The organism is Agrobacterium sp. YIC 4121, assembly GCF_002008205.1.
GTDB classification, from domain to species: Bacteria; Pseudomonadota; Alphaproteobacteria; order Rhizobiales; family Rhizobiaceae; genus Agrobacterium; species Agrobacterium leguminum.
Map to the genome: position 1 here is coordinate 191,368 of NZ_MRDI01000004.1, position 24,284 is coordinate 215,651.

Sequence of the window (24,284 nt, forward strand, 5' to 3'; positions counted from 1 at the left end):
ACAGAAGGGCACGCGTCGAAAATAAAGAAGGATCCGGGGCCATGGCGAAAGCAAAACTGACACGTGCTGAACAGAAGATACAACGTCCGTTGCAAATTCTCGATGCCGCATTCGAGGAATTCACCAAAAGGGGATTTACCGCGACGCGGGTGGAAGACATCGCGGAACGAGTGGGGGTGACGAAAGGAACGGTCTACGTCTATTTCGAAACCAAGGAGGCGCTCTTCGAAGCGATGGTCAAGCACGCCTCCCTGCCGTTCCAGGAGGCATTCAATGCCTATACGCATACATCCGACGACCCGGTCGAGGAGCTTCGTCTGCTGCTGGAGTTCCTGTTCGATTCCCTCGTCGACAACAAGAAGATGCGGGAACTGTTCCGCCTGATCCTTGCGGAAGGCGCAAAATTTCCCGATCTCATCGACCAGCACCATGACACGTTGATGGCACCGGTCTTTACGCGCATCGATACGGTCCTCGAGGAGGGCGTGGCGAAAAAAAGGTTCAGGGCCAATCCTCCCGAACTCGCCAAAGTGGTGATGTCACCCATGGTCGGAACATTGGTGTTTCGGCTGATTTTCAACGACCGGCGCATTCTGGACAGACAGGCTGTCCTGAAAATTCATCTCGATCTGATCATGCGTGGGCTGCTGGCATAGGCATCATTCTTCGCGGCCCGGCCTCAGCCGACGCCACCGATGCAGACATATTTGAGCTCGGTATATTCCTCGATGCCGTGACGTGACCCTTCCCGGCCGAGACCAGACATCTTGACACCACCGAAAGGCGCCTCGGCGGTGGAAATAGCCCCCGTATTGACGCCGACCATGCCATATTCGAGCGCCTCGGCAACCCGGAAGACCCGAGACAGATCGCGCGCATAAAAATAGGAGGCGAGACCGAAATCGGTATTGTTCGCCTGCGCGATCACATCCGCCTCATCCTCGAAGCGGAAGAGCGGCGCAAGCGGACCGAAGGTTTCCTCACACGCCACCTGCATGCCGGCATCGACATTGCGCAGGATCGTCGGCTCGAAGAAATTGCCGCCCAACGCGTGTCTCCTGCCGCCCGTGGCGATCTCGGCGCCTTTCGAAAGCGCATCGGCAATATGGGCTTCCACTTTGGCAACGGCGTTTGCGTCGATGAGAGGCCCAAGAATGCTTGCCTCCTCCAACCCGTTACCGACCTTCAATTGCGCGACGGCCCCTGCGAAATTTTCAGCGAAAGCATCATAGACGCCGCTCTGCACATAAAAACGGTTGGCGCAAACGCAGGTCTGACCATTGTTGCGGAATTTGGCGAGGATCGCGCCCTCGACAGCTGCATCGAGATCGGCGTCATCGAAGACGATGAAGGGCGCATTGCCGCCGAGTTCCAGCCCCAGCTTCTTGATCGTCGGCGCACATTGCCGGTAAAGATGTTCGCCCGTACGCGTCGAGCCGGTAAAGGTCAGAAGGCGGATATCCGGGCTTGCCGTCATCTCCCCGCCTATCTCTGCGGCTGGCCCCGTCAAAATGCTGAAAAGCGCAAGCGGCAGGTCGGCGCGCTCTGCAAGGATGGCAAGGGCAATGGCAGAAAACGGCGTTTGCGGCGCCGGTTTCAGCACCACTGCACAGCCGGCGGCCAGCGCCGGGCCGACCTTGCGAGTGATCATGGCATTGGGGAAATTCCATGGCGTGATGGCCGCAACCACGCCCACGGGCTGGCGAAGAACCAGAATGCGTTTATCCGGCTGGTGGCCGGGCACTGTCTCACCATGGATTCGCCGCGCCTCCTCGGCAAACCATTCGATGAAGCTCGCACCATAGGCGATCTCACCTTTGGCTTCCGCCAGCGGCTTACCCTGTTCCAGCGTCAATATCATGCCGAGATCGTCACGGTTTTCCATGACGAGCCGGAACCATTCCTTCAGGATATTCGCACGCTCGCCGGCGGTGCGGCGGGCCCATTCCTTCTGGGCGATCACGGCGGAAGCGATTGCTTCTCTCGTTTCCTTCGCACCGAGTTCTGGAACCCGTCCGACGATCTCACCGGTCGCGGGATTGCGGATCGCCGCCGTTTCACGGCCATCGCAACCAACCCAGCGGCCAGCCACCGGCACTTTCTCGCCGAAGAGTGTGGGATCATTCAGATTCATGGCCCACCCCTCAACAGAAGACCTGCGCCGAGGCCGGATCGAAGGCGAGATGCACGAGGTCGCCACGGCTGAGGCCGGAAATCGCCTCATGGCCGAAAGGCAGGCGCACCGCAAGCGGCTCACCCGAGCCGGTATGAGCCACCACATGGACATTGTTGCCGAGGAAAGTGATGTCGCTGACCGTGGCCTGGAAACCGGCAGCGGCGACCGGCCGGTTACGGCTGAGCTGCAGCCGCTCCGGGCGCAGCATCAGCGCCGCTTTCTTTCCCGGCGCGGCTTCGCCATGCACCGGAATGTGATCGAAAACGATATCCCGACCGAGCGACACCGTCGCCCTGCCGCCCGAGGCGGCGAGGAGATCGCAGGCGATGAAGTCGCTGTCGCCGATGAATTCAGCCACGAAACGGGTAGCCGGGTGAGCGTAAAGCTCTGGTCCCGTGCCGATCTGGTCGATTACCCCCTTGGAAAACACGGCGATCCGGTCGGAAAGACGCAAGGCTTCTTCCTGATCGTGGGTAACGTAGAGGATCGTCACTTCCGTCTGCTGGTGAATACGGCGGATTTCGAACTGGATTTCTTCGCGCAGCTTCTTGTCGAGCGCCGACAGCGGCTCATCCATCAGCAGAACCGGCGGGTCATAGGCAAGCGCCCTCGCCAACGCCACACGTTGCTGCTGGCCGCCCGACATTTGCGCCGGTTTTCTGTCTTCGAAACCTTCGAGACGGACAAGCCGCAGCATTTCCTTCACCTTCGCATCGATTTCCGCCTTGCTCTTGCGGCGGACCTTCAGCGGAAAGGCGATGTTCTCGCCAACCGACAGATGCGGAAACAGGGTGTAGCGCTGGAAGACCATGCCGATATTGCGCTTGTGCGACGGCGTCGACAGCAGGCTTTCGCCGTTCAGCAGAATATCGCCCGATGTCGGCTGCTCGAAACCGGCAAGGATATAAAGCGTCGTGCTCTTGCCCGAACCGGACGGCCCGAGAAATGTCATGAACTCACCCGGCTGCACGTCGAGATTGACGTCCTGAACGGCGACGACCGGTCCGTATTGCTTGCGGATGCCGCGAATCTGCAGGAGCGGTTTGGTCATGTTTTCAGTCCTTTTCGCACAGCCGCGACAAGCAGCATGAGAATGATGGTCACCGCGATGAGAAGCGTGGAGGCGGCCGCAATCACCGGCGTCAGATCCTGACGCAGCGTCGCCCAAATCTTCACCGGCAGCGTCTGCAATGTCGGGCTTGCCATGAAGATCGCCAGCACCACCTCATCCCAGGAGGTAAGGAAGGAGAAGATCGCCGCCGAAAAAAGGCCGTGGCTGATGGCGGGAAGCGTGATGCGGATTTTCGCCTGCAACGGGCTTGCGCCGCACAGCACCGCCGCATCCTCAATCGATTTGTCAAAACCCTCGAGCGCGCCGGTCAACGCCAGAATGGAAAAGGGCAGCGCCACGACGAGATGGGCGATAACGAAACCGGTGGTGGTGCCGGCAAGGCCCAGTTTCAGGAAAAAGGCGTAAAGCGCCACCGCCAGCACCACGACAGGCAGGATCATCGGCGTCATGAACAGCGCGCGAAGCGTGTTACGCCCAATGAAACGGCCGCGCACCAGCCCGAAGGAAGCGACAAGACCGATCAGCACGGACAGCACCGTGACCATGAGGGCGATGCGCAGGCTCGTCCAGGCGGCCTCCAGCCATCGCGGATCGGCGAAGAAATCCGCATACCATTTCAATGTCCAGCCGGGCGGCGGAAAGATCAGCCATTGCGACGAGCCGAAGGACAGCGCTGCGATGAAAACGATGGGCAGAACGAGAAATGCCGTCGTCAGCACCGTGATCAGGAGGAGCAGCCATTTCCAGAGGCCGAGGCTGTTATAGTTCAAAAGCATGTCAGCGCCCCCCTGCCCCGGCCGCACCGAAAAATTTGAGCTGGATGGCGTAAAGCGTCAGCGTCACCACCAGCAGCACCAGTGCGGCCGCCCCGCCCATGCCCCAGTTGACGAGCGACTGGACGAATTGCGCAATGAGTTCGGCCAGCATCATGTTCGCCGTACCGCCGAGCAGCGCCGGGGTGACGAAATACCCAAGCGACATGACGAAGACCATCAGCGCGCCGGAAATCATGCCGGGCGCTGCCAGCGGAATGAGGATGCGGGTCAGCGCCTGAAAGCGTGTCGCCCCGCACAAGGCCGCCGCCTGAAGAATGGCCGGATCGATCTTGCGGATGACGCCATAGAGCGGAATGATGATGAAGGGCAGCATGATATAGGTCATGCCTATCGTAACCCCGGTAAGATTGTTGACCAGCGCCAGAGGCTGATCGATGATGCCCAGCCCCATCAGCGTCTTGTTCACCACGCCCGTGCGCTGCAACAGCACCATCCACGCATAGGTGCGCGCCAGAAGATTGGTCCACATCGACAGGAGCAATATGGCAAAGACGATGGAAGCGAGCCGCGCCGGCATGATGGCGAGCGCCCAGGCGACGGGAAAGCCGATCGCCAGCGACACGACCGTTACCAGCGCCGACACCGCGAAGGTATTGAAGAATATCTTCAGATAGGTGGAGCTTCCCAGCAGGGCGGCATAGTTGCCGAATCCGAGGACGGGTTCGGTGACGCTGCGCGACAGCAGGATCAGAACCGGAACGACGAAGAACAGGACAAGCAGGACAAGCGCCGGCAGGGTGGCCGTAAAGTTGCCGGGCCGGAAAGGCATCCGCACCTTCGCTTTCGGGCTGACTGTTTCATCGGTAAGCGAGACCATGCCCAAACCTCCCGGACGTGGAAAATCGCGCGGGCGCCTGTCGCGGCCCGCGCCGTTATCTTACTTCGCCTGCCAGGCGTACCAGCGCTCGCCGATCTCGTCGCGATGCTGCGCCCAGTAGTTCATATCGGCGTTGACCTGGCTTGCCGTCTGCTGGTCCGGCAGGGTCTTGGCGGTTTCCGGATCCATCAGCTTGGCGGATTCGATATTGACCGGCGCATAACCCGTCGCGGTCGCCATATCCGCCTGCGCCTGCGCAGAAGTGGCGAGCGCGATGAACTTCATCGCCGCATCCCTGTTTTTCGTTCCCTTGGGAACGACGAGGGAATCCGCCGCGGTGATGTTCTGCTCCCAGGAGGTTTCCACCTTCACGCCGCTTTTTTCAAGCGCCGTCATGCGGCCGTTCCAGACGCTGCCGAAGGGCGCTTCCGCAGATGCAATCAACTGCTGCGACTGCGCACCGCCGGACCACCAGATGATATCGGATTTGATCGTATCGAGCTTCTTGAAAGCGCGGTCGAGATCGAGCGGATAAAGCTTGTCGGCGGCCACACCATCGGCCAGAAGGGCGGCTTCGATCACGCCCGGTGCCGACCATTTATAGAAGGTTCGTTTACCGGGAAATTTCGCAGTGTCGAACAGATCCGCCCAGCTCTTCGGGCAGGCGGCCACGGCATCGACATTGCAGCCGATGACGAAGGAATAATAAAAGCTGCCGACGGAGTAGTCCGTCACGAAGCGCGGATCGAGCTTGGTCTTGTCGATGACGGTAAAATCGAGCTTCTCCAACAGGCCTTTCGGGCCGGCCTGCGCGGCATAATCGCCCTCGACATCGACCACATCCCAGGTCACGCCGTTCGCCTCGACCATGGCTTTCAATTTGCCGTAGTCCGTCGGGCCGTCCTGCACCACGTTAATGCCGGTCGACACCATGAATTTTTCAGCCCAGGCCGCCTTCTGGGCGTCCTGCGTGGTTCCTCCCCAGCTGGAGAAAACCAGATCATTCGCCTCAGCGGATGCACCAAGGGCAAAAAGAGCGGCGCATGTCGTCAATACCAGTTTCAATTTCATGTTCCCTTACTCCGTTTTAGAGCTTCTTGTTGGTATGCACGTCGCGACCGGCGCATTTCACCTGAGCGGTGAAAACCGCGCCGGTTTCATGATCTTGTTTTCGGCGACTTCGATGAGGTCGCGGATTTTCGGAAGGAAGGACAACCAGCGCGGATCGGCCATCAGCCGTGCGCGCCTTTCCTCGCGGTCATCCAGGCTCGAAAAGGCCCAGATATGGACGATCTCATTGATCGGGCCGATCTCGGAGAAGAAGTAACCCACCAGCTCGCCGAGATGGCTCTTCTGGATTTCGATGCCCTCTTCCTCGACCACCTTGAGGTAGGCGGGGATGGCGCCGTTCTTCAGCCGGTAAGTGCGGATTTCGTAAAACATGGGCTCACCGCATCACGAAGGGATCGGGGATCGGGTCATCGGAGGTGCGCAACCATATGGTCTTGGTGCGCGTGTAATCGAGCGCCGCCGCAAGCCCGCCCTCGCGTCCGTCGCCCGACAGGCCGAATCCGCCGAAAGGCGCAATCGGCGAGACCGCACGGTAGGTATTCACCCAGACGATGCCGGCACGGATCGCCTTCATCAGGCGGTGAGCGCGGGTCAGATTCTGCGTGAAGACACCGGAGGCAAGCCCATAGACCGTGTCATTGGCCAGCGCGATGGCTTCCGCTTCGGTTTCAAACGAAACGACCGAGAGAACGGGACCGAAGAACTCTTTCTCCATCGATGGCGAACGAATGCCGTCGCAATCGAGAATGGTTGGCGGATAGAAATAACCGTCGCCGTCTACAACCGCACCGCCTGTGACAACCTTGGCGCCCGCGTCCACGGAGGCGGAAACCAGAGAAACGATATGCTTCCTTTGACGCTCCGTCGCCAGCGGGCCTACTTCCGTCGCCATATCCAGCGGTGAGCCGATGCGGATCGCCTCAGCTTTCGCCTTCAGAATCTCGAGGAACCGATCCTTGACGCTTCTTTCGATGATCAGCCGCGAGCCGGCGACGCAGCTCTGGCCGGTCGCGGCGAAAATGCCCGCCACCTGCGCATTGGCGGCGCTCTCGAGATCGGCATCGGCAAAAACGAGGATCGGCGATTTGCCGCCGAGTTCCAGCGAGGTGGAGGCAAGGTTTTCAGCCGAATTGCGCACAATATGACGCGCCGTTTCCGGACCGCCGGTAAAGGCGATATGGGCCACCTTCGGATGGGTGGTGAGCGCCGTGCCGCAGGATGCGCCGAAGCCGGAGACGATATTGACCACACCGGCGGGAAAACCGGCCTCATGCACCAGCCGGGCAAATTCCAGAAGAGGTGCCGGCCCATCTTCCGAGGCCTTGACGACAAGGGTGCAGCCGGCCGCGAGTGCCGGGCCGATCTTGACGGCGGCGAGAAACAGCTGGCTGTTCCACGGCACGATGGCCGCCACGACGCCCACGGGTTCGCGCCGCAGCCAGACATCCATATCCGGCTTGTCGATCGGCAGATAGGCGCCCTCGATCTTGTCGGCCAGACCCGCATAATAACGATAATAATCCGCGACATAGGCAATCTGCGCGGAGGTTTCCCGGATGATCTTGCCGGTATCGCGGGTTTCGAGTTCGGCGAGCGTCTTCGCATTCTCAGTGACCAGATCGGCGAGCCGGTAGAGCAGCTTGCCGCGCTGTGTCGCCGTCAGTTTCGGCCAGCCTGCATCTTCGTAAAGCGCCCGATGCGCGGCCTCGACCGCACGGCCGACATCCGCCTCGCGGCTTTCCGGCATTTCGGCCCATGCAGTGCCGCTCGCGGGATCGAGACTTGCAAAACGCGCCTCGCCATCTTCGAAACGTCCGTCGATATAGCACTGGAAACTGCGCATCGCGTTACTCCCCGAAAGCCGGCATGACATCGGAAAGGAAGCGCTCCAGCGAGGCCTTCTTACGCTCGAAGCTCATGCCCGTATCGATCCAGAAGGAATATTCGTTATAGCCCATGGCCTCGTAGGCCTTAAGCCGGCTAATCACCTCATCGGCATTGCCGACGACATTGTTCTTTCGCATGACATCGGTGGAAAGCATCGCGTTGGCGGCGATGTCTTCGGGCGCAATACGCTCGATCAGACCCTGATGGATCGATTTTTCGTTTTTGAACCAGGCGAAGAAATAATTGTAATAGACGCTCATCTCATGCGCCGCCTGGGCGATATCGGCTTCATCGGAACCGACATAGGTGTGGCGAAGCAACATGATTTTCGGCCGCTGTTTTTCCGGGTTCTTGGCGCAGGCATCGTTGAAGCGGCCCATCAGGGTTTCCACCTCGTCATCGCCCTGCCAGAGTGGCGTCACCTGCACGTTGCAATCATTGGCGACGGCGAATTCATGCGAATTCGGATCGCGCGCCGCCACCCAGATCGGCGGGAAGGGCTGCTGCAATGGCTTGGGAGCAGAGGTGGTGGCCGGAAATTTGTAGAACTCGCCGTCATGGGCATAGTCGCCCGCCCATACACCTTTGACGGCCGGGATCAGCTCGCGCATGCGCTGGCCGGCGCCCCAGGCATCGAGGCCCGGAAGCAGCCGCTCATATTCAAACGAGTAAGCACCGCGGGCGATGCCGATATCGAGACGGCCATCGCAGATAAGGTCGGTCATCGCGGCTTCGCCGGCAAGCTTGATCGGGTGCCAGAAGGGCGCGATTACCGTGCCCGTGCCGAGACGCGCCGTCCTGGTGCGCCGCGCCAGATCGGCGATCGTCACGAAGGGGTTCGGGGCAATGGTGAAATCCATGCCGTGATGTTCGCCGGTCCAGATGGCATGCATGCCGCCGCGATCGGCGATTTCACAAAGCGTCACGAACTCCTCGTAGAGCGTCTTGTGATCCTGCGAGGCGTCCAGCCGCTCCATATGGACGAAGAGGGAGAATTTCATGGGTTTGCCGCCTTCATCGAGATGGGATGGACCCTGCCGGCAGTCTCGTTACCGACATAGACACCGAAATTGCCGATTGAACTTTCCAGCGCGAACCGGTTGACAATGTCCGCCGTCGCGCCGGAGTCGAACTTTGCCGAAGCCAGCGCGCCGGGCAACAGAAAACGGCCATGGTGCGGCGCATCGTCCCCATCTGCCAGCGCGTGGTAGACGATGTGCTGACGCCCATCCGCCTTGTTTTCATAAACCGAGTATAGAAAGCCCGTTCTGACCGTCAGTCCGGTCAGCTCTTCAAGCCGCGCCGTCAGCGCCGCGACCGGATCGCCGCCCGCCACGACGCAGCCGGGCAGCGACAGCACATCCTCCCCGACGAGGTAAATCTCGCCGCGCCGCTCAAGAACCGCGCCGACAGCGATTTCACCCTCTGCCGCAGCCGAAAGCGCCTTGGCGGCCAGCATCGGCGTGAAGTAACCGCCGCGCGCATAACCGAGGCCGTTCAGGCCGCTATTTTCGAAAGCGTCGATACGACCGAGCAGAATGACGTGGTCTCCGGCCTCGATAACCTCCTGCATCGAACATTCGAACCAGGCTGCAACATCGGCAAAGACCGGTGAGCCCGCCGGCGCATCCGACCAGATGGCGGCGGCAAAACGATCTTCCACCGGCCGGGCGAACGTATTGGACAGATCCTTCTGGCCTTCCGACAGAATATTGACGGCGAAATTTTTCGCACCGGTCATCGTCGCGAAATTGCGCGAGGTGCGGGCAAGGCAGATCAACAGCAGCGGCGGATCGAGCGAGACCGAGGTGAAGGAATTTGCGGTGAAACCCACCGGCTTTCCGGCTTCGTCGCGGGTGGTAACGATCGTCACCCCCGTCACGAAGGCGCCGAATGCGTCGCGCAGGGCGCGCGGGTCAAGGGTTGCAACGGTCATTGCGGCTCCTCCTCTAAAGCCAGCCATTCGGCCATCAGTGCATTGACGGTTTCGGGTGCGGTCAGATTGACCATATGCCGGTGCGCCTCGACGATGCGGGCATAACCGCGCGGCGTGATCGCCGCCATCTGTTCCGCCATCAGGGGCGTGGAGTTCGGATCGTCCGAACCGGTCAGAAAAAGCGTCGGGCAGGTGACCGAGGGCCAGCGGTCGGCATAGGTCTCGTCCCCGCCCGCAAAGGCGGTATAGGCGACTGCGTAACCTTCCGGATCGACCATTTCCAGCCAGCCTCGCGTCAATTCCCGGGCGTGCCGGCTTTTCAGATCATCGCCAAACCAGCGCAGCAAGGGGCCTTCCTTGTCCACGCCCGTGGTGCGGATCGCCGCCGCGCGCGCAAGCACCGCCGCCTTCGCAACGGGGTCGCGGCGATAAACGCCGTTCAGATACCCGACACGCGCTATGCGATCTCCAAGCGTCGCGGCTGCCCCGCCGGAAATCAGCGCACCCATGGAATGGCCGGCGACATTGGCGCGCTCTATCCGCATGTCGTCGAGAAACCGGCCGAACCAGCCGACGAAATCCTCGAGAGTGCTGCCGGCCGCAAGACGTTCGCTGCCGCCGTGGCCGGGCATGTCGACCGCGATGACGCGGTGCGTCCTCGAAAACACCTCGATCTGCGGCGTCCAGGCTTCGAGCCGCATTCCAACACCGTGGATGAGGATCAGATTCTCGCCCGCGCCGGCTTCGAAATAGGCGGCCCCGCCTCCGGTCGTTTTCCGGGGGAGCGTGGCGGCGCCTGTCTTTGCACCGTTGACCCGTGACGTGTCGGCGACCCTTTGCATTGGCGTTCGCCTCAAACGCCGGCCGGATTGGCGACATCCTGGCCGAGATCCTTCAGATCCTGATAACGGTCGCCGATGCGATGATGCGGCCGGCCGCCAACGGAAGCACCGAGCGCGACCACGATCTCGTCCGCAGCCGGGGCATCGGGAATGGCAGTCTGGATCGTCAGATAATGCGAACGGCGGCCTTCATCATTCTTGTCCATCAGCGGGATCATGATCGGCGCATTGCCGGGGCCGCGCGTGTTGCAGAAGGCAAGATAGGATTTGGCGCCGACCGCCTGACGATAGTGATTGCCGAAGCGCAGCGTATGGATGAGCGCGGAGGCATGTTCGATCTCACCATCCAGCCCCACGACGGCCGCCTTGCCATAGGCCTCCACCGTCTCGCCGGAACCGACAGCGTCAAGGATCATCTTCGTCAGCAACTCGCCAAGCACCGGCGCGCCTGCGTGAATTTCCGGCTTCAGATCAGCCACGAAACCTTTGCCCGCCCACGGATTTTTAACGACCGCAATGGCGGCGAACAGCTTCAACGGCGCTGCGGCAGCCTTGCCCCCCTCAATCAACGTCGTTTCGACCTGCAGCAGGGTCTTGCGGATCTGGATGGACATCAGCGCTCTCTCCATAAATATGATGGCTTATGGTATGCCATAATATATGACTGTCAAGTACCGTAATCCCGCAAGGGCGAGCAGTTGAATTTTGAGGATTGTCGTCGCCGACAAGTCGAGCGCTATGGGCAACCGATTGCAGTTGGCAAGCAACGATTGGAGGCAGGAGAATGAGGCAGATTTGACCGGGGCGTCATCAGCCGGGCTGGATGCGCAAGTGGCCGCCTTATACGGCGATAATGTTTCGGAAGATCAGGGCAACTGAGGCCGGCGGCCTCTATTCCTGACTTTCAAGCCGATATCGGGAACCGGGATAGAGCAGCCGTACGGACGTGACGGCGCGGCTCGACGACCAGGTTCTGCGGCGCACGAGAAGGCAGGGCTCGTTTCGGCTGATGGCCATCAGTTTGCATTCCCAGGGCTGGGGCGATGCCGCCTCGATGAATTGCTCGGTCCGGGAAATGGGTGCGGCCGCCGTCAGATAGGCATTCGGGGTGAGCGTATTGAAATCCTGCATTAGATAATCCGGAGCGATCTCCGCATTGACGAAGCGATCTTCAAGCTGGATCGGCACATCGTCTTCATGGTGCACGATGATGGAGTGAAAAACCTTCGCTCCCACGGCGATCTCCAGCGCCGTTGCAAGATCGGGACCGCAAACTTCCGTCTGGGCGAGGATCAGGCTCGGTCGATGCGTCGAACCGCGCTCCTTGATCTCGTCGGCGATGTTGCGCACGCCCATCATGCCGGCGCTTCGCTTTTTCGGGGCGACAAAAGACCCGCGCCCCTGCACGCGAACGATCACCCCCTCGGTTGCCAGCTCCCGCAGGGCGCGGTTTGCCGTCATCCGACTGACACCCAGCATGTCGACGATCTCGTTTTCGGAGGGTATCCTGTGGTTGGTCAACCACTCGCCGCTGGCGATCTTTTCCTTGATCTGTTCTTTCACCCGCTCATACAGCGGCAGGGAGGAGCGATCGCCCGAGACAGGAAACTCGTTTTCGGTGACGGGCAGCATTGAAACTCCTAAAAATCGGGCGACTGCACAAAACGCAGCCAGAATCCGCGCAAGCACAAAATTATCACATCCTATCTTGCTTGTCTTTCGCAAATGTGTGAAGTTACATATACAACTTGAGGGGAAAATAATGGCAAGCGAAGACTCGATCTCCAGCGGCCGCAAGTCTCCCGCCGATAGTCGGGGCGATATTCGAATGCCCACCCAGCGCAACGGCAGGAGCTGCCATACCGATGCCGAAGCCATGTTTGGTGGCTTGGCCGGGCAATATGCGCTGAAAGACCGCCCTTGCCAGAACCCGCCAACCGCATGCGCCTTCGACCCGACATGGCCAATGCGCGTGAAGCATATGAATTTCTCAAAGTTGTATAGTGAACTTCCGACACGCCGCTCCAGGGTAAACATCGAATTCCATATTGATTCGACGAGTGCCCGGCCGCCGATTTCGACGGGACATGAAATGCACAAATGACCGCCGGGCTCAGGGGTAGACATCTGCCCAGGGCACGCCCGGACGAAACCACAAAACGCATGCCAGCAACTTGCCAATCATCAAACCAAAAGGGGAATGCAATGCTGAATTCAAAGCTGAAAATCGCGCTGGCCACCACCGCGCTCATCATGGGAGCCTATGCCGGGTCCGCGAGAGCGGAAGGCTATTGCGCCGCTGGAAAGACCATCACCTTCGCCGGCATCGACTGGGAAAGCGGCGCTTTCATCACCGAAGTCATGAAGGAAATCCTCTCCAAGGGCTATGATTGCAAGGTCGATTCCATTCCCGGCAACTCCGTGACGCTGGAACAGGCGACCGCCAATAACGACGTGCAGATCTTCGCTGAAGAATGGATCGGCCGCTCCGACGTCTGGAACAAGGCTGCGGAAGCCGGTCAGGTAACATCGGTCGGCAAGACCTTCGTCGGTGCCGCCGAAGGCTGGTTCGTGCCGGAATATCTGGTCAAGGGCGACCCGGCAAAAGGCATCGAAGCCAAGGCTCCGGACCTGAAGAGCGTCGACCAGCTTTCCGACCCGAAGATCGTCGAACTGTTCAAAGATCCGGAAGAGCCGACCAAGGGCCGCTTCCTCAATTGCCCCTCGGGCTGGACCTGCGAAGGCGTCAACACCGCCAAGCTGCAAGCCTACAAGCTGGAAGCAAACTATGTGAACTTCCGCCCCGGCACCGGCACCGCTCTCGATGCGGCCATCGCCGCCGCCTACCTCCAGGGCGAGCCGATGCTGTTCTATTACTGGAGCCCGACGGCAATCATGGGCAAATACAAGCTCATCCAGTTGCAGGAGCCGGCCTATAGCGACGCCTGCTGGAAGGAACTGACGAGCGCCGATGGAAAGCGCGACGCCGGTTGCGCCTTCCCCTCCGTCGAGGTGGCCTATGGCGTGAACAGCACCTTTGCGAAGGAAGCGCCGGACATCATCGCGATCCTTGAAAAGGCGACATTCCCGCTGACCGAGATCAACTCCAGCCTCGCCTATATGACTGACAAGCAGGTCGATGCGACAGCAGCCGCCAAAACCTTCCTTCAGACCAAGGCCGATATCTGGGGCAGCTGGGTTTCTGCGGAGGCCAAGGCGCGTATCGAAGCCGCCGTCAAGTAAACATCGCAGGCGCGCCGGGCTTCCGGCGCGCATTTTCCCGTCAGGACAGGGGCCGGCTCCCGGACGTGGGGTCGGCAGGCGCGAGGACGACACCAATGTTTCCTGAAGTTTTTCATATTTCCATCCGAGGCCCGATCAATGAGATCGTGCGTTCGCTGGTGGTGAATTACGGCTCCGTTTTCAAGGCGATCTCGCAGACGATCCTGCAGGCGATCCTCTTCGTGGAATGGGTGCTGCGCGGTCTGCCGTGGTGGGTCATTTTTCTGGTCTTCCTGGTGCTTGCCTGGTTCGCGGCGAAGAAGATTTCGCTCGTCATCATGGTGGCGGTGATGCTTTTCATCGTCGGCGCGCTCGGTCTCTGGGACCTGACGATGCAGACGCTGGCGCTGATGCTGATTGCCAGCCTCATCTCCATCGTCATCGGTGTGCCCATGGGCATCCTGCTTGCCAAAAGCGAATGGGCGCGGCGCATCACGCTGCCGGTGCTCGACGTCATGCAGACCATGCCGAGCTTCGTCTATCTCATTCCCGCCATCATGCTTTTCGGCCTCGGCAAGGTCCCGGCCGTACTGGCCACCATCGTTTATGCCGTGCCGCCGCTGATCCGCCTGACCGATCTCGGCATCCGGCAGGTGGACCGGGAAGTGGTGGAGGCGGCGACCGCCTTTGGCGGCAGCCCGCGACAAATCCTCTTCGGCGTCGAATTGCCGCTCGCAACGCCCACGATCATGGCCGGCCTCAACCAGACGATCATGATGGCGCTCTCCATGGTCGTCGTCGCCTCGATGATCGGCGCGCGCGGCCTCGGTGAGCAGGTGCTGAACGGCATCCAGACACTCGATGTCGGCAAGGGCCTCGAAGCGGGCCTCGGCATCGTTATTCTCGCAATCGTGCTCGATCGTATCACCCAGGGTTTTGGCCGATCCAGCCGGAAGGAAATGGGCAATGACTGATATCCATATCCGCAACGTGTCCAAGATCTTCGGCGGCAACTGGAAGGCTGCGCTCGCCATGGCGCAGCAGGGCGCGGAAAAGAGCGACATCCTGGCAAAGACGGGATGCAGCGTCGGTCTCGACAATGTCAGCCTCGATATAGCGGGCGGGCGCATTTTCGTGATCATGGGCCTCTCCGGTTCCGGCAAGTCGACGCTCGTGCGCCACATCAACCGCCTTATCGAACCGACAAGCGGCGAGATTCTCGTCGGCGACGACAATGTTCTCGCGCTGAAACCGAAAGATCTGCGCGACTTCCGCAACCGGCGCGTCAGCATGGTGTTCCAGAATTTCGGCCTGATGCCGCACCGCACCGTGTTGCAGAACGTCGTTTATGGCCAGCGCGTGCGCGGGCTGACCAAGGCCGACGCGCGGCCCATCGGCATGAAGTGGATCGAGACCGTCGGCCTTTCTGGCTATGAGGACAAGTTTCCGCACCAGCTTTCCGGCGGCATGAAGCAGCGCGTCGGCCTCGCCCGCGCGCTCGCCGCCGATACTGACGTCATCCTGATGGACGAGGCCTTTTCGGCGCTCGACCCGCTGATCCGCGCCGACATGCAGGATCAGTTGCTGCAGCTCGAAAAGAACCTACATAAGACCATCGTTTTCATCACCCACGATCTCGACGAGGCGCTCCGCATCGGCGCGCAGATCGCGATCCTGAAGGATGGCAAGCTGGTGCAGGTGGGAACGCCGGACCAGATCCTCAACAGCCCCGCAAACGACTATGTCGCCCGTTTCGTGGAGCGCCGCACGGGTGCGGGAGAAGGCCAGCATGGCTGATACGATCACCATCGATCGTCCCCTCACCTGGCAGGAGATCGCCGCTGTTGCAAAAGATGCGACGCTTTCCCTGTCGGATAAAGCGTGGCGGCGCATTGCCGAAGCACGCGCCATCGTCGATGCACTCGTCGAAAAACGGGTGCGCGGTTACGGCATCAACACAGGTGTCGGCGCACTCTGCGATGTGATCGTCGACATCCCGCAGCAGCAGGCCCTCTCCCGCAACATCCTGCTCAGCCATTCCTGCGGCGTCGGAGAACCGCTCGGACGCGAAGAAACGCGCGCCATCATGGCCGCCCAGATCAACAACTTCGCGCATGGTTATTCCGGCGTGCAGGTCAAAACGGTCGAAGCGCTGCTCGCCCTGCTGAATGGCGATATTCTTCCCGTCATTCCGTCAAAGGGCTCGGTGGGTTACCTCACCCATGCCGCGGCCATAGGGCTGGTGCTGATCGGCGAAGGCCGGGCCCGCCACGGCGGCGAACTCATCAGCGGCAGGCGGGGGCTCGAAAAGCTCGGCCTCGAACCCATGGTTCTGCGGGCAAAAGAAGGGCTGAGCCTCGTCAACGGCACCCCCTGCGCCACCGGCCTCGCCAGCCTCGCGCTCGCACGCACGACTTCGCTCCTTGACTGGGCCGATGCGGCAGCGGCAATGAGCTATGAAAACCTTGGTGCGCAGGCCGATCCCTTCGCGGCAGGGCCGCTGGCACTGCGCAGCTCGCCCAGCATCCAGACCGTCGGCGCAAACCTGCGCCAGCTTCTGGCGGGAAGCCCGCTTCTTGCCCGGTCGGCCGGATCGCGCACACAGGATCCGCTCAGCCTGCGCGCCGTGCCGCAGGTGCATGGCGCCGTTCGCGACAGCGTCGCGCAGATCGCCGACGTCGTAGACCGCGAGCTCGCGAGTGTCACGGACAACCCGGTCGTCGGCGGCACGCCGCAGGCGCCGGAGGTCCATTCCCAGGCCCATGCCGTCGGTGCGGCGCTCGGGCTTGCCATGGATGGGCTGGCGACGGCCGCAGCCGAACTCGCAGCGATTTCCGAACGACGTATCGACCGGCTCGTCAACCCGCTTGTCAGCGGGCTGCCCGCCTTTCTGGCGGAAAGCGATGGTGTCTGTTCCGGTTTCATGATCATCCAGTACACGGCCGCAGCGCTTGCCGCGGAAAACCGCCGCCTCGCCGCCCCCGCCAGCCTCGATGGCGGCATCACCTCCGCCTTGCAGGAGGATATACTGACACATGCTACCGCCGCCGCCGACAAGACGCTTTCGATTATCGGCAATCTGGAAACCATTCTCGCAATCGAGATCATGAGCGCCGTGCAGGCTTACGACATGCAGCCAGACGAAGGCGGCCGTGCGCCCGGCACCGATACGCTATACCGGCGTGTCCGGATGGCGGTGCCATTTTACCGCGACGACCAGCCGCTCAACGATTTGGTAGCTGCCGTTCGGGAAATGCTGCAAACCACGCTTGCGGGGATAGGTGCCGACGCAGGCTAGATACTGCGTCGGAAATTTTAGCCGCACACGAGGTGGAAGAGGTCACTCTTTGCCGGTCTTCTGGGCGATGAGAACGGCTTCCGCAATCGCGCTTGCGCTCGCGACATGGTCCAGAGCCGCCTTGTAAGCGGCGTCTCCGTCCCCCTGCCGGATGGCTTCGACGATCTTTTCCATTTGCGCCGGACCTTCGGTATCGCGGCTTTTCGTCTTGATCGTCATCGAACGAAGATGGTTGATCCGCACCGTCAGCAGGTTGACGACGCCCCAGGCGACATGACGGTCGATCTTGCTAAACAGCGTCTGATAAAAGGACGAGGTATGCGCCAGAACGCCCGGCATATCCCTTTCGACATAGCTTTCGCGGATATGACTGAGCGACGCTTCAAGCGCTTCCACGATGGCAGGATCGCGGCGCTCCGCACAAAGGCGCGCCGCCATTCCTTCCAGCGCACCGCGAATTTCATAAATCTGCTTCGCCTCATCGAGATCGAGCATCGCGACCATCGGGCCCTTGTTCGGCAAATTCGCCACCAGCCCCTCGGATTCCAGATGCCGCAGGACCTCACGAACGATGGTGCGGGAAACGCCGAGCTGGGCGCAGAGATCGCGCTCGACCAGACGGTCGCCCGGGCGGAAATAACCGTTCACGATGGCGTCACGGACCTTGTCGAGCGCGAGCTCCCTCAGCGTCTTTGTCGGGCGCTCAACGCGAATGGCAGTTCCGTGCGAAGCATCTGTCATGGTATCACCTCGTTTGACACCTCCCGTTTCGTTGCAACACAGTTACGAACAAAGCGGGAAATGGCTTTTGTATTATGGCGTACCAGCTTATTTAGCGCCGTGCTCTGCTTAACGCAACATCAGCACGGCTCACGCAGAATGCTCATCCCATTCTTTCCGAAGCGTAAGAGCCGGGACCGGGGGGAAACACCACCGTTCGGCTGCCGTTCAGGAATACACGACGGTGAATATGGGCGTGTATGGCACGCGCCAGCACCTGCGCCTCCACGTCGCGGCCGAGCGACACGTAATCCTCGGCCGACTGGGCATGGGTGATGCGCACGGTATCCTGCTCGATGATCGGTCCCTCATCCAGATCGGCGGTGACATAATGCGCCGTCGCGCCAATCAGCTTCACACCGCGCTGATAGGCCTGCTTGTAAGGGTTCGCCCCCTTGAAGGAGGGCAGGAAGGAGTGGTGGATATTGATGATCCTGCCCGACATCGCCTCGCACATCCTGTCGGAAAGCACTTGCATGTAACGCGCCAGCACGATGAGTTCCGTACCCGAGCTTTCCACGATCTCCATGATCCGGGCTTCGGCCTGCGGTTTGTTCTCTTTCGTCACCGGAATGTGGTGGAACGGAATGTCGTGATTGACGACGACCTTCTGATAATCGAAATGGTTGGAAACCACACCGACAATATCGATCGGCAGCGCCCCGATGCGCCAGCGGTAGAGCAGGTCATTGAGGCAATGGCCGAAGCGCGACACCATCAAAAGAACCTTCATCCGCTCTGCCTGGTCGTGCAGCGCTACCTCCATGCCGAATTTTTCCGAGATCGGCGCCAGCCCGGCCATCAACGCGTCGCGTGTCGCACCCTCCTCGGAAATGAAACCCACGCGTATGAAAAAACGGCCGGTGCCGAGATCGTCGAATTGCGAACTGTCGACGATGTTGCATCCCTTCTCGGCGAGAAAGCCTGAAAGGGCGGCGACAATGCCGCGGGTGGATTTGCATGTCACGGTCAGGACGAAGTTCGTCATCTGGCACTCTTTCTGTCATCGATAAAGCATGTCTCCCAAAAGTGTGCAGCGGTTTTGGAACCAGGACATGCTTAAAAACAAAGATCTAAAGCACGGGGCATGAACCAGATTGGACGCGACGCGCTTTAGTGAAAAACCCCGCGCTCTTGATCAGCGCGGGGAAAAGCCGCAAGGGCGGCGGGGAAAATCGGGCTCAGACGTCGAGGGTGGTCTGATGCTCCCAGGCGGTGAATTGCGAGCAATAGCTGTTCCACTCGCCCTGCTTGAGCTTCAGATAGGCCTTCGAGAATTCAGTACCGAGCGCCTGCTGCAATTCCGCATCCTTCTCATATTCGCGCAGCGCATCGAGAAGGTTGAGCGGCAGCTTCGGTGCGTCCGTGACCTTGTGGCCCTCGCGATACATATCGATATCGTAGTGCGGACCGGGATCGGCCTTGGAGCGGACACCGGAAAGGCCGGCGGCGATGATGATGGCCTGCAGCAGATAGGGGTTCACGGCGCCATCCGGCAGGCGCAGTTCGAACCGCCCCGGCCCGGGCACGCGCACCATATGGGTGCGGTTATTGCCGGTCCAGGTCACCGTATTCGGCGCCCAGGTCGCGCCGGAAATGGTGCGCGGCGCGTTGATACGTTTATAGGAATTGACCGTCGGATTGGTGACGGCCGCAAGCGCCGACGCATGTTTCATGATGCCGCCGAGAAACGTCTTGCCCTTGGCCGACAGACCGAACGGCATTTCCCTGTCGGCAAAGGCATTGACCTTGCCGTCGAGGTCCCAGACCGAAATATGGGCATGGCAGCCATTGCCGGTCAGGCCCTTGAACGGCTTCGGCATGAAGGTGGCGCGCAGCCCGTGCTTTTCGGCGACGGATTTGACCATGAATTTGAAGAAGGAATGTTTGTCTGCGGTCTGCAGCGCGTCGTCATATTCCCAGTTCATCTCGAACTGGCCGTTCGCGTCCTCATGGTCATTCTGGTAGGGCTTCCAGCCCAGCTCCAGCATGTAATCGCAAATCTCGGCAATGACATCATAACGGCGCATCACCGCCTGCTGGTCGTAGCAGGGCTTTTCCGCCGTGTCGTATTCGTCGGAGATTTTCGCACCATCCGGCGAAATCAGGAAAAATTCCGGCTCCACGCCCGTCTTGACCCTGAGCCCTTCGCTCGCCGCCTCAGCGATGAGCTTTTTCAGCACCACGCGCGGCGCCTGCTCCACCGGCTGGCCTTCCATCACGCAATCGGCGGCGACCCAGGCGACATCCTTTTTCCACGGAAGCTGGATGACCGAGGAGGCGTCGGGCACGGCAAAAAGATCGGGATGGGCGGGCGTCAGATCGAACCAGGTGGCAAAGCCCGCAAAACCCGCGCCATCCTTCTGCATATCGGCAATCGCTTCTGCGGGAACCAGCTTGGCGCGCTGGCCGCCGAAGAGATCGGTATAACTGATCATGAAATATTTGATGCCCTTTTCGGCAGCAAATTTGGAGAGGTCCAGTGTCACGTCATTCCCCTTTTTTTGAATATCAGACACTTCATCGAAAAAAGACGGGCACATCCTCCCAAATGCGCCCGTCCGTTCTTATGGCTTAAAAGCTGCCTTTGCCCGGGAACCAGTTGGTTCCCGCCAGCGGAACCTGCGCCATGGCGGCAGCCTCCATCGTCAGCGCCACCAGATCTTCCGGCTCCAGATTGTGGAGATGGTTCTTCCCGCAGGCACGCGCGATGGTCTGCGCCTCGAGCGTCATGACCTTCAGGTAATTGGCAAGACGGCGGCCGGCGGCCACGGGATCGAGGCGAGCGGCAAGCTCCGGATCCTGCGTGGTGATGCCGGCGGGGTCTTTGCCCTCGTGCCAGTCATCGTAAGCGCCGGCCGTGGTGCCGAGTTTCTGGTATTCGTCTTCCCATTTCGGATCATTGTCGCCCAGCGCCACCAGCGCCGCAGTGCCTATAGCGACCGCATCGGCACCCAGCGCCAGCGCCTTGGCGACATCCGCACCCGAACGGATACCGCCGGAGACGATGAGCTGCACCTTGCGGTGCATGCCGAGATCCTGAAGCGCCTGCACGGCGGGGCGAATGCAGGCAAGCGTGGGCATGCCGACATTTTCGATGAAGACATCCTGCGTGGCCGCCGTGCCACCCTGCATGCCATCCAGCACCACCACATCCGCACCGGCCTTCACCGCCAGCGCCGTGTCGTAATAGGGCCGCGCGCCGCCGACCTTGATATAGATCGGCTTTTCCCAGTCGGTAATTTCGCGCAGTTCGAGGATCTTGATTTCCAGATCATCCGGGCCGGTCCAATCAGGGTGACGGCAGGCGGAACGCTGATCGATGCCCTTCGGCAGGTTGCGCATATTGGCGACGCGATCGGAAATCTTCTGACCGAGCAACATGCCGCCGCCGCCCGGTTTCGCGCCCTGACCGACGACGACCTCGATGGCGTCCGCACGGCGCAGATCCTTCGGGTTCATGCCGTAACGGGAGGGCAGGTACTGATAAACCAGCGTCTGGCTGTGGCCACGCTCCTCATCCGTCATGCCGCCATCGCCGGTCGTGGTGGAGGTGCCGGCGATTGTCGCGCCCCGGCCGAGCGCTTCCTTGGCGTTGCCTGACAGAGCGCCGAAGCTCATGCCGGCAATGGTGATCGGCGTTTTCAACGTGATCGGCTTCTTCGCGAAGCGCGTGCCGAGTGTAACTGTCGTATCGCATTTCTCGCGATAACCCTCGAGCGGATAACGCGAGATGGACGCGCCGAGAAACAGGAGATCGTCGAAATGCGGCACCTTGCGCTTAGTGCCCGCGCCGCGAATATCATAGATGCCGGTCGCAGCCGCGCGGCGGATTTCCGCCAGTGTATGGTCATCGAAAGTTGCGGATTTGCGCGGCGGGGTGAAGGGGTTGTGATAGCTCATCGGAATATCCCTCGCCTCAATACGCGTCGGCGTTGTCGATGTTGAAATTGTAGAGCGTGCGTGCCGAGCCGTAGCGCTTGAACTCGCCAGGGCTGACATCCGTGACGCCGGCTTTGTCGAGAAGTTCAGCGAGCTTTTCGAGATGTTCGGGCCGCATCTCCTTCTCGATGCAATCGGCACCCAGGCTCTTCACCGAACCGCGCACGAAAAGCTTCGCCTCATAAAGGGAATCGCCAAGCGCATCGCCCGCATCGCCGCACACGACGAGGTGGCCGGACTGGCCCATGAAGGCCGACATGTGGCCGATATTGCCCTTCACGACGATATCGATGCCCTTCATGGAAATGCCGCAGCGGGAGGCGGCATTGCCCTTGATGACCAGAAGCCCGCCGCGGCCGGTGGCGCCGGCATATTGCGAGGCGTCGCCCTCGATGACGACCGTGCCGGACATCATGTTCTCAGCAACACCCGGCCCGGCCGAGCCGTGCACGGTGACGGTGCCGCCATCATTCATGCCGGCGCAATAATAACCGACCGAACCATGCACATCGACGGTGACGGGGCTGTCGATGCCAACCGCCACGGCATGGTGGCCGCGCGGATTGACGACCTCGAATTCGGTGTCGTTTGCGCCCGAGGAAAGACCGTGGAGCGCCTTGTTGAGTTCACGCAGCGGCGTGTGGGAGAGATCGAAAACTGGCATGGATTATGACTTTCAAAACAGGCGCCGATGACGGGTCTCAGGCGGCCTTTTCATGGTCCCAGAAATAGACGGTCGCCGGTTCCGGCTCCCAGACGCGGGCATTTTCAATGCCGGGCAGATTGACCAGAGCGCGATACTCAGAGCCGAAAGCGACATATTGGTCGGTCTCGGCCATGACAGCAGGCTTGCAGGCGATAGGATCACGCACCACCCCGAAACCGGATTTGGTGCCGACGACGAAAGTGAAGAAACCATCGAGATCATCGAGCGCGCCGGTCAGCGCCTCGCCCAGATCCTTGCCCTTGGCCATTTCCGCGGTGAGATAGGCGGCGGCGACTTCCGAGTCGTTCTGGGTCTCGAAGACCATGCCCTCGCTCACCAGTTCGCGGCGCAGATTATTATGGTTGGAAAGCGAGCCATTATGCACCAGGCACTGGTCTGCGCCGGTGGAGAAGGGATGCGCGCCAAGCGTCGTCACCGCCGATTCCGTCGCCATGCGGGTGTGGCCGATGCCATGGGTGCCCGCCATGGAGCGCACGTCAAAACGGGTGACGACATCCTTCGGAAGACCGGTTTCCTTGTAGATTTCGACGCTGTCGCCGGAACCCATCACACGCACATTCGGGCGGATTGCGGAAAGAACCGGACGGATACCATCCAGTTTTTCGGCGGGAATATCGAGAACAGCATGAGTGCTTTTCACCGTGACCACGGCATCGACGCCGCTTTCCTTCAGCGCTTCGGCGAGGCCGGAAAAATCGGCGGTCGGATCGGCCGACTGGATCGTCACTTTCGCCCGGCCATTGGCAGCGCTTCCGTAGATCGCGATGCCGGCCGAATCCGGGCCGCGATCGGTCATGGTGACGAGCATGTCCGAAAGCAGCGCGCCCAGCTGCGGTTCAAGGCTTTTGTCTTTCAGGAATAGTCCAACAATGCCGCACATCGACAGGCACCTCCATTCGTTTCTGAATGAAGGGCTAACATATGGAATTCCATTCCGTCAACTATCAGGAATATTTTTTTCTTCTAAGGCAAATTATCAATCATTGCCCAGCCGCCTTTGCGGATAGGAAATGATCGACAGATAACGGGCGGGAAGCTTCACCAATTCCTCCGGCCCATGCGGCGCATCGGCGTCGAAAAACAGGCTGTCGCCGGCCTGCATGGTGAAAAGCTGCTCGCCGTGGCGGTAAACCACCTCGCCTTCCAGCATGTAGAGAAACTCCATTCCCTCATGCTGGAAGGTCGGGAACACGTCCGAATCCTTGGTCAGCGTGATGAGATAGGGCTCGACGGTGACGCCGCTGGTATTGTTGTCGATATGGCCGAGCAGGCTGTATTGATGACCGGCGCGAGTGCCCCTGCGCTCGATATTCACGCCCTGCCCCGCCTTGACGAAGGTGGCGCTGCGCGGCTCCTCGAAACCGCGAAAGAAGGCCGTGATCGGCACGCCCAGCGCCTTTGAAAGCGTCTGCAGCGTCGTGAGCGATGGCGAGATATTGCCGTTTTCGATCTTGGAAAGCATGCCCACGGAAACGCCGGTGGCCGATGCAAGATCGGTGACCGTGATGCCGAGTTTCTTGCGATAGGCGCGCACCTCATGGCCAATCGCCATTTCCAGATTGTTGACCCTTGGCTCGCGGATGGCATGCGGATCCTGCGACAGGAACTGCGCAGTTTCGGTTTTGGTGGTATCCTTCACCATGATATCCTCCGGCATTATCGTGTTTTCCCTTCCTTA

Annotated in this window: 25 protein-coding genes; 6 read left to right on the forward strand and 19 right to left on the reverse strand. The window is 60.5% G+C overall.

Translation table 11 applies throughout. The annotated features are described in order from the left end of the window. The first annotated feature begins 41 nt into the window (after nt 1–41). On the forward strand, nt 42–656 hold the full coding sequence (locus BTE54_RS08195) for a TetR/AcrR family transcriptional regulator (RefSeq protein WP_078052068.1): 615 nt from the start codon (nt 42–44) through the stop codon (nt 654–656). Nucleotides 657–679: 23 nt separating this feature from the next. Here the strand turns inward: BTE54_RS08195 and BTE54_RS08200 are convergent, their stop codons facing one another. The 12 genes from BTE54_RS08200 to hutC all read right to left on the reverse strand — a co-directional run bounded on the left by BTE54_RS08200 (nt 680) and on the right by hutC (nt 12,269). Further along, nucleotides 680–2,134 carry an NAD-dependent succinate-semialdehyde dehydrogenase gene (locus BTE54_RS08200; protein WP_078052069.1) on the reverse strand — a complete coding sequence of 485 codons (1,455 nt, stop codon included), beginning with the start codon at nt 2,132–2,134 and terminating at the stop codon, nt 680–682. 10 nt (nt 2,135–2,144) lie between these two features. Continuing rightward, nucleotides 2,145–3,227, reverse strand: a complete 1,083-nt coding sequence (locus BTE54_RS08205) for an ABC transporter ATP-binding protein (protein ID WP_078052070.1) — start codon at nt 3,225–3,227, stop codon at nt 2,145–2,147. Further along, complete coding sequence (locus tag BTE54_RS08210; RefSeq protein WP_078052071.1) at nt 3,224–4,024, reverse strand: ABC transporter permease; 801 nt, start codon at nt 4,022–4,024, stop codon at nt 3,224–3,226. Before BTE54_RS08210 ends, BTE54_RS08205 begins: the two co-directional genes overlap by 4 nt. Nucleotide 4,025: 1 nt before the next feature. Continuing rightward, on the reverse strand, nt 4,026–4,901 hold the full coding sequence (locus BTE54_RS08215; protein ID WP_078052072.1) for an ABC transporter permease: 876 nt from the start codon (nt 4,899–4,901) through the stop codon (nt 4,026–4,028). A 60-nt stretch (nt 4,902–4,961) separates the two neighbouring features. Beyond that, nucleotides 4,962–5,972, reverse strand: coding sequence for an ABC transporter substrate-binding protein (locus BTE54_RS08220; RefSeq protein WP_078052073.1), 1,011 nt, complete (start codon nt 5,970–5,972; stop codon nt 4,962–4,964). 57 nt (nt 5,973–6,029) lie between these two features. Further along, entirely contained in the window at nt 6,030–6,344 is a 315-nt protein-coding gene (locus BTE54_RS08225) for an NIPSNAP family protein (RefSeq protein WP_065656547.1), read from the reverse strand. Between the two features lie 4 nt (nt 6,345–6,348). Next, nucleotides 6,349–7,815 (reverse strand): aldehyde dehydrogenase, encoded by a 1,467-nt coding sequence (locus BTE54_RS08230; protein WP_078052074.1) that lies wholly within the window; start codon nt 7,813–7,815, stop codon nt 6,349–6,351. 4 nt (nt 7,816–7,819) lie between these two features. Next, complete coding sequence (locus BTE54_RS08235) at nt 7,820–8,860, reverse strand: LLM class flavin-dependent oxidoreductase (protein WP_078052075.1); 1,041 nt, start codon at nt 8,858–8,860, stop codon at nt 7,820–7,822. After that, nucleotides 8,857–9,795: a flavin reductase family protein gene (locus BTE54_RS08240; protein WP_078052076.1), complete on the reverse strand. Its 939-nt coding sequence runs from the start codon at nt 9,793–9,795 to the stop codon at nt 8,857–8,859. The genes BTE54_RS08235 and BTE54_RS08240 overlap by 4 nt, the downstream gene beginning before the upstream one ends. Continuing rightward, a complete protein-coding gene (locus BTE54_RS08245) occupies nt 9,792–10,637 on the reverse strand; it encodes an alpha/beta hydrolase (RefSeq protein WP_078052077.1) in 846 nt (281 codons plus the stop codon). Before BTE54_RS08245 ends, BTE54_RS08240 begins: the two co-directional genes overlap by 4 nt. An 11-nt stretch (nt 10,638–10,648) precedes the next feature. Further along, entirely contained in the window at nt 10,649–11,251 is a 603-nt protein-coding gene (locus BTE54_RS08250; protein WP_078052078.1) for an amino acid synthesis family protein, read from the reverse strand. A gap of 277 nt (nt 11,252–11,528) precedes the next feature. After that, the gene (gene hutC / locus BTE54_RS08255) at nt 11,529–12,269 is read right to left on the reverse strand and encodes a histidine utilization repressor (protein WP_003519590.1); all 741 of its coding nucleotides are present in this window, start codon (nt 12,267–12,269) and stop codon (nt 11,529–11,531) included. A gap of 130 nt (nt 12,270–12,399) precedes the next feature. Between hutC and BTE54_RS24635 the strand changes: the two genes are divergently transcribed. The 5 genes from BTE54_RS24635 to hutH all read left to right on the forward strand — a co-directional run bounded on the left by BTE54_RS24635 (nt 12,400) and on the right by hutH (nt 17,157). Further along, nucleotides 12,400–12,741 (forward strand): hypothetical protein, encoded by a 342-nt coding sequence (locus BTE54_RS24635; protein ID WP_143240704.1) that lies wholly within the window; start codon nt 12,400–12,402, stop codon nt 12,739–12,741. A gap of 101 nt (nt 12,742–12,842) precedes the next feature. Then, complete coding sequence (locus BTE54_RS08260) at nt 12,843–13,880, forward strand: ABC transporter substrate-binding protein (protein WP_078052080.1); 1,038 nt, start codon at nt 12,843–12,845, stop codon at nt 13,878–13,880. Nucleotides 13,881–13,975: 95 nt separating this feature from the next. Then, entirely contained in the window at nt 13,976–14,833 is an 858-nt protein-coding gene (locus BTE54_RS08265; protein ID WP_003519593.1) for a proline/glycine betaine ABC transporter permease, read from the forward strand. Further along, on the forward strand, nt 14,826–15,656 hold the full coding sequence (locus tag BTE54_RS08270; protein ID WP_003519594.1) for a glycine betaine/L-proline ABC transporter ATP-binding protein: 831 nt from the start codon (nt 14,826–14,828) through the stop codon (nt 15,654–15,656). The genes BTE54_RS08265 and BTE54_RS08270 overlap by 8 nt, the downstream gene beginning before the upstream one ends. Beyond that, a complete protein-coding gene (gene hutH / locus BTE54_RS08275; RefSeq protein ID WP_078052081.1) occupies nt 15,649–17,157 on the forward strand; it encodes a histidine ammonia-lyase in 1,509 nt (502 codons plus the stop codon). The genes BTE54_RS08270 and hutH overlap by 8 nt, the downstream gene beginning before the upstream one ends. Before the next feature lie 42 nt (nt 17,158–17,199). Here the strand turns inward: hutH and BTE54_RS08280 are convergent, their stop codons facing one another. From BTE54_RS08280 to BTE54_RS08310, 7 genes are all read right to left on the reverse strand, one after another. After that, complete coding sequence (locus tag BTE54_RS08280) at nt 17,200–17,898, reverse strand: GntR family transcriptional regulator (RefSeq protein ID WP_059757796.1); 699 nt, start codon at nt 17,896–17,898, stop codon at nt 17,200–17,202. Nucleotides 17,899–18,040: 142 nt separating this feature from the next. Beyond that, nucleotides 18,041–18,925, reverse strand: coding sequence for a formyltetrahydrofolate deformylase (purU, locus tag BTE54_RS08285; protein WP_078052082.1), 885 nt, complete (start codon nt 18,923–18,925; stop codon nt 18,041–18,043). 193 nt (nt 18,926–19,118) lie between these two features. Next, complete coding sequence (gene glnT, locus BTE54_RS08290; protein WP_078052224.1) at nt 19,119–20,426, reverse strand: type III glutamate--ammonia ligase; 1,308 nt, start codon at nt 20,424–20,426, stop codon at nt 19,119–19,121. Nucleotides 20,427–20,511: 85 nt separating this feature from the next. After that, on the reverse strand, nt 20,512–21,840 hold the full coding sequence (locus BTE54_RS08295; RefSeq protein WP_078052083.1) for an FMN-binding glutamate synthase family protein: 1,329 nt from the start codon (nt 21,838–21,840) through the stop codon (nt 20,512–20,514). Nucleotides 21,841–21,856: 16 nt separating this feature from the next. Then, on the reverse strand, nt 21,857–22,543 hold the full coding sequence (locus BTE54_RS08300; protein WP_078052084.1) for a GXGXG domain-containing protein: 687 nt from the start codon (nt 22,541–22,543) through the stop codon (nt 21,857–21,859). Nucleotides 22,544–22,580: 37 nt separating this feature from the next. Next, nucleotides 22,581–23,486, reverse strand: coding sequence for a glutamine amidotransferase family protein (locus BTE54_RS08305; protein WP_078052085.1), 906 nt, complete (start codon nt 23,484–23,486; stop codon nt 22,581–22,583). A gap of 96 nt (nt 23,487–23,582) precedes the next feature. Beyond that, nucleotides 23,583–24,263 (reverse strand): XRE family transcriptional regulator, encoded by a 681-nt coding sequence (locus BTE54_RS08310; RefSeq protein ID WP_168208191.1) that lies wholly within the window; start codon nt 24,261–24,263, stop codon nt 23,583–23,585. Nucleotides 24,264–24,284 lie beyond the last annotated feature (21 nt).